The following is a 6636-nucleotide window of genomic DNA, read 5'->3' on the forward strand; positions in this document are numbered from 1 at the left end:
CCTTCAGACCCTGCAGCATGTCGGTCTTACCGGCGACCGCGGCTTCCGTCAGCACCCTGGTCGTCTCCTGGAAGGAGGCGGCCGAGATGAAGGACGGCGTCTGCAGCGAGGCCTTGGTGATGCCGAGCAGCACCGGCTGGCCTTCGGCCGGCTTCTTGCCGTCCTCGATCAGCCGCTCGTTGACCTCTTCCAGCTCGATCACGTCGACGTGGTCGCCCGGAATGTAGGTCGAGTCGCCCTGCGTGGTGATCTCGACCTTCTGCAGCATCTGGCGAACGATCACCTCGATGTGCTTGTCGTTGATCGACACGCCCTGCAGGCGGTAGACCTCCTGGATCTCGTTGACGAGGTAGGACGCAAGCGCCTCCACGCCCTTGATCGCCAGGATGTCGTGCGGCGCCGGGTTGCCGTCGAGGATGTAGTCGCCCTTCTCGATGACGTCGCCGTCCTGCAGATGGAACGGCTTGCCCTTCGGGATCAGGTACTCGACCGGCTCCAGCGTCGAGTCGTGCGGCTCGATGATGATGCGGCGCTTGTTCTTGTAGTCGCGGCCGAAGCGGACCGTGCCATCGATCTCGGCGATGATGGCGTGATCCTTCGGACGGCGAGCCTCGAACAGTTCGGCCACCCGCGGCAGACCGCCGGTGATGTCCTTGGTCTTGGCGCTTTCCATCGGGATACGCGCAAGCACGTCGCCCGGACGGACATGCGCGCCCGGCTCGACCGAGAGAATGGCCTCGACCGAGAGCAGGAAGCGTGCATCGCCGCCCTTCGACAGCTTGCCCACCTTGCCCTTGGCGTCCTGCACGACCATCGCCGGCTTCAGGTCGCTGCCGCGCGGCGTCGAACGCCAGTCGATGACCTCACGCTTGGTGATGCCGGTCGACTCGTCGGCCGTCTCCTGAACGGAGATGCCGTCGACCAGATCCTCGAACGCCACCTTGCCCTCGATTTCGGTGAGGATCGGCCGGGTGTAAGGATCCCACTCGGCGATGCGCTGCCCGCGCTTCACCTTGTCGCCGTCATCCACGAAAATGCGCGAGCCGTAGGCGACGCGGTGCGTGGCGCGTTCCTTGCCGGCCTCGTCGAGGATCAGAACCGCCATGTTGCGGCCCATCACCATCTGCTGACCTTCGGAGTTGCGCACCACGTTGCGATTGCGGATCTCGACCTTGCCCTCATAGGAGGCTTCGAGGAACGAAGAATCCACCACCTGCGCGGTGCCGCCCATGTGGAAGGTGCGCATGGTGAGCTGGGTGCCCGGCTCGCCGATCGACTGCGCCGCGATGACGCCGACGGCCTCGCCCTGATTGACGGGCGTGCCGCGGGCAAGATCGCGACCGTAGCAGACCGCGCAGACGCCGGTCCTGACCTCGCAGGTCAGCGCCGAGCGGATGCGGACCGACTGGACGCCGGCCTTCTCGATCTGCTCCACGTCACGCTCGTCCATCAGCTTGCCGGCCTTGACCAGCACTTCGCCGGAGACCGGGTGGTTGATGTCGTCGAGCGCCGTGCGGCCGAGCACGCGCTGACCGACCGAGGCGACGATCTGGCCGGCATCGACGATCGGCTGCATGGTGAGGCCCTTGTCGGTGCCGCAATCCAGCGAATTGACGATGCAGTCCTGCGCCACGTCAACCAGACGGCGGGTCAGGTACCCCGAGTTCGCCGTCTTCAAGGCGGTGTCGGCCAGACCCTTGCGGGCGCCGTGGGTCGAGTTGAAGTACTCGAGCACGGTGAGGCCTTCCTTGAAGTTCGAGATGATCGGCGTCTCGATGATCTCGCCCGAAGGCTTGGCCATCAGGCCGCGCATGCCGGCGAGCTGGCGCATCTGGGTGGGCGAACCGCGCGCACCCGAATGCGACATCATATAGATCGAGTTCATCGGCTTCTGACGGCCGTTTTCCTCGAACTCGACCGCCTTGATGCGGGCCATCATCTCGTCGGCGACTTTCTCTGAGCACTTGGCCCAGGCGTCGACCACCTTGTTGTACTTCTCGCCCTGCGTGATCAGGCCGTCATTGTACTGCTGCTCGTACTCCTTGGCCAAAGCCTCGGTATCGGAGACCAGCTTCAGCTTGGTGTCCGGAATCACCATGTCGTCCTTGCCGAACGAAATGCCGGCGCGGCAGGCATGCGCAAAGCCGAGAGCCATGATGCGGTCGCAGAAGATGACCGTCTCCTTCTGGCCGCAGTGGCGGTAGACGGTGTCGATCATCTTGGAGATGTTCTTCTTGGTCATCTCCTGGTTGGCGATGTCGTACGGTACGTTGACGTTCTTCGGCAGAAGCTCGCCGATGATCATGCGGCCGGGCGTGGTTTCATAGATCTTCGACACCGTCTTGCCTTCGGCATCGACGGTGCGGAAGCGGCCCTTGATCTTGGCGTGCAGGGTCACCGCCTTGGTCTCCAGCGCATGCTGGAGCTCGCCCATGTCGGCGAACACCATGCCTTCGCCCGGCTCGTTCTGGTTGACGATCGACAGATAGTAGAGACCGAGAACCATGTCCTGCGACGGCACGATGATCGGCGCGCCGGAGGCCGGGTGCAGGATGTTGTTGGTCGACATCATCAGCACGCGCGCTTCGAGCTGCGCTTCCAGGGACAGCGGCACATGGACCGCCATCTGGTCGCCGTCGAAGTCGGCATTGAAGGCCGTGCAGACCAGCGGATGCAGCTGGATCGCCTTGCCTTCGATCAGGATCGGCTCGAACGCCTGGATGCCGAGGCGGTGCAGCGTCGGCGCGCGGTTCAAGAGCACCGGATGCTCGCGGATAACCTCGTCGAGGATATCCCAGACCTCTGGACGCTCCTTCTCGACCAGCTTCTTCGCCTGCTTGACGGTCGAGGAGAAACCCTTGGCGTCGAGGCGGGCATAGATGAAAGGCTTGAACAGCTCCAGCGCCATCTTCTTCGGCAGGCCGCACTGATGCAGCTTGAGTTCCGGACCGGTCACGATGACCGAGCGGCCGGAATAGTCGACACGCTTGCCGAGCAGGTTCTGGCGGAACCGGCCCTGCTTGCCCTTGAGCATGTCGGACAGCGACTTCAGCGGACGCTTGTTGGCGCCGGTGATGACGCGCCCGCGGCGGCCGTTGTCGAACAGCGCGTCGACGGCCTCCTGCAGCATGCGCTTTTCATTGCGCACGATGATGCCGGGCGCGCGCAGCTCGATCAGCCGCTTCAAGCGATTGTTGCGGTTGATGACGCGGCGATAGAGGTCGTTGAGGTCGGACGTGGCGAAGCGGCCGCCGTCCAGCGGGACTAGCGGGCGAAGGTCCGGCGGGATCACCGGGACGACTTTCATGATCATCCATTCCGGACGGTTGCCGGATTCCATGAAGTTCTCGACGACCTTGAGCCGCTTCAGCAGCTTCTTCTGCTTGAGCTCGGACGACGTCGAAGCCAGCTCCGAGCGCAGATCGCCGGCGATCTTCTCCAGATCCATGCCGGCCAACAGGTCATGGATGGCCTCGGCGCCGATCATGGCGGTGAAAGAGTCCTCGCCATACTCGTCGACGGCCAGCATGTACTCTTCCTCGCTGAGCAGCTGGTGCTCCTTCAGCGCGGTGAGGCCAGGCTCGGTGACGATGTAGTTCTCGAAGTAGAGGACGCGCTCGATATCCTTCAGCGTCATGTCGAGCAGCGTGCCGATGCGCGAGGGCAACGACTTCAGGAACCAGATATGGGCGACGGGGGCGGCGAGCTCGATATGGCCCATGCGCTCGCGGCGGACGCGCGACAGCGTGACTTCGACGCCGCACTTTTCGCAGATGACGCCCTTGTACTTCATGCGCTTGTACTTGCCGCACAGGCACTCGTAGTCCTTGATCGGACCAAAAATGCGCGCGCAGAACAGACCGTCACGCTCCGGCTTGAAGGTGCGGTAGTTGATGGTCTCCGGCTTTTTGATCTCACCGAACGACCAGGACAGAATCTTCTCAGGGCTGGCGAGCGAGATCCGGATGGAATCGAACACCTGCGCAGGCGCCTGGGGGTTGAAGAGATTCATGACCTCTTGGTTCATGCCGTTCTCCTTTTCGGGGTCCTCGAAAACCCCTTGCATCGAGCGCGGGCCGAGTGCCCGCAGACTGGCCGGCCTGACCGGCCGAGAATTTGTTGGGCGCGCCACGTTGTTCGCGGCGCGCCATTACCCTTGTTCGGCCGCGCCCTTATTCGGCAGCATCGGGCAGCCGCACGGCAGCGTCTTCGAACTTGGTGTTCTCCAGTTCGACATTGAGGCCGAGGGAGCGCATCTCCTTGACGAGAACGTTGAAGCTCTCGGGAATGCCGGCTTCGAACGTATCGTCGCCGCGCACGATTGCCTCGTAGACCTTGGTGCGTCCGGCAACGTCATCCGACTTCACCGTCAGCATCTCCTGCAGCGTATAAGCGGCGCCGTAGGCTTCCAGCGCCCAGACCTCCATTTCGCCGAAGCGCTGGCCACCGAACTGCGCCTTGCCGCCCAGCGGCTGCTGGGTGACGAGCGAGTACGGACCGATCGAGCGCGCGTGGATCTTGTCGTCCACCAGGTGGTGAAGCTTGAGCATATAGATGTAGCCCATCGTCACCTTGCGATCGAACGGCTCGCCGGTGCGGCCGTCATAAAGCTGCGACTGACCGCTGGTGTGCAGGCCCGCCTGCTGCAGCATGGTGTTGATGTCGGCTTCGTGCGCGCCGTCGAACACCGGAGTCGCGATGGAGACGCCGCGGCGCATCTGTTCGCTCAGGCGAATGATGCTCTCGTCGTCATAGTCGCGGACCGGCTCGTTGCGGTCGTTGGAAGGCATGAAGCTTTCCAGCGTCTTGCGCAGCGGCTTGATGTCGCCGCCAGCCTTGTAGGCGTCGATCAGCTCGCCGATCTTCCTGCCCATGCCGGCGCAGGCCCAGCCCAGATGCGTTTCCAGGATCTGGCCGACATTCATGCGGCTCGGCACACCCAGCGGGTTGAGCACGATATCGGCATGCGTGCCGTCCTCGAGGAAAGGCATGTCCTCGACCGGAACGATGCGCGACACCACGCCCTTGTTGCCGTGACGGCCGGCCATCTTGTCGCCCGGCTGCATCTTGCGCTTCACCGCTACGAAGACCTTGACCATCTTCATGACGCCCGGAGGCATCTCGTCGCCGCGCTGCACCTTCTCGACCTTGTCCATGAAGCGCTGCTCGAGCGCCTTCTTGGAGTCGTCGTACTGGCCGCGCAGGGCTTCCAGCTCGCTCTGGAGCTTTTCGTTCTCCACGGCGAACTGCCACCACTGCGAGCGCGGATACTCGTCGAGCGTGTCCTTCGACAGCTTCGAGCCCTTCTTGAAGCCCTTCGGCCCGGCAATCGCTTCCTTGCCGACCAGCATGTCCGACAGGCGCGAATAGACGTTGCGATCGAGGATCGCCTGCTCGTCGTCGCGGTCCTTGGCCAGACGCTCGATCTCCTCGCGCTCGATCGCCATGGCGCGCTCGTCCTTCTCCACGCCGTGGCGGTTGAAGACGCGCACTTCGACGACCGTGCCGAAGGTGCCCGGAGGCATGCGCATGGAGGTGTCGCGAACGTCCGAGGCCTTTTCGCCGAAGATGGCGCGCAGGAGCTTCTCTTCCGGCGTCATCGGGCTTTCGCCCTTCGGCGTGATCTTGCCGACCAGGATGTCGCCCGGCTGCACTTCCGCGCCGATATAGACGATACCGGCCTCGTCGAGGTTCTTCAGCGCTTCCTCCGAGACGTTCGGAATGTCGCGCGTGATCTCCTCCGGTCCGAGCTTGGTGTCGCGGGCCATGACCTCGAACTCCTCGATGTGGATCGAGGTGAAGACGTCGTCGGCCACGATGCGCTCGGAGAGCAGGATCGAGTCCTCGTAGTTGTAGCCGTTCCACGGCATGAACGCGACCAGCACGTTGCGGCCGAGCGCCAGATCGCCGAGCTCGGTCGAGGGACCGTCGGCGATGATGTCGCCCTTGTTCACCCGGTCGCCGACACGCACCAGCGGACGCTGGTTGATGCAGGTGTTCTGGTTCGAACGCTGGAACTTCATCAGCCGGTAGATGTCGACGCCGGACTTCCCCGGGTCGAGATCTTCGGTGGCGCGGATAACGATACGGGTGGCGTCCACCTGGTCGACCACGCCGCCGCGGCGGGCACCGATGGCGGCGCCTGAGTCACGGGCCACGACCGGCTCCATGCCGGTGCCGACGAACGGCGCCTCGGCACGCACCAGCGGCACGGCCTGACGCTGCATGTTCGAGCCCATCAGCGCGCGGTTGGCGTCGTCGTTCTCGAGGAACGGGATGAGGGCCGCCGCCACCGACACCATCTGCTTCGGCGACACGTCCATCAGGTCGACGTTCTCGCGCGGCGCCATCATCACCTCGCCAGCGTTGCGGCAGATGACGAACTCGTCGACAAAGCTGCCGTTCTTATCGAGCTCGGCGTTGGCCTGCGCGACGTGGTGCTTGGCCTCCTCCATCGCCGACAGATAGACGACTTCATTGGTCAGCTTGCCGTTGACGATCTTGCGGTACGGGCTCTCGATGAAGCCGTACTTGTTGACACGCGCGAAGGTGGCGAGCGAGTTGATCAGACCGATATTCGGGCCTTCCGGCGTCTCGATCGGGCAGATACGGCCGTAGTGCGTCGGATGCACGTCG

Annotated in this window: 2 protein-coding genes; both read right to left on the bottom strand. The window is 63.7% G+C overall.

The window, feature by feature from the left end; translation table 11 throughout:
* Window positions 1-4027: DNA-directed RNA polymerase subunit beta' (gene rpoC, locus EOA60_RS13570; protein ID WP_128311477.1), on the bottom strand; the 4027-nt coding region annotated here is incomplete at its 3' end.
* 145 nt (window positions 4028-4172) lie between these two features.
* Window positions 4173-6636, bottom strand: a 2464-nt coding sequence (rpoB, locus tag EOA60_RS13575; RefSeq protein ID WP_128311479.1) for a DNA-directed RNA polymerase subunit beta, incomplete at its 5' end; no start/stop codon positions are given.

It is taken from the genome of Mesorhizobium sp. M1A.F.Ca.IN.020.06.1.1, assembly GCF_004023265.1.
Classification (GTDB): domain Bacteria; phylum Pseudomonadota; class Alphaproteobacteria; order Rhizobiales; family Rhizobiaceae; genus Mesorhizobium.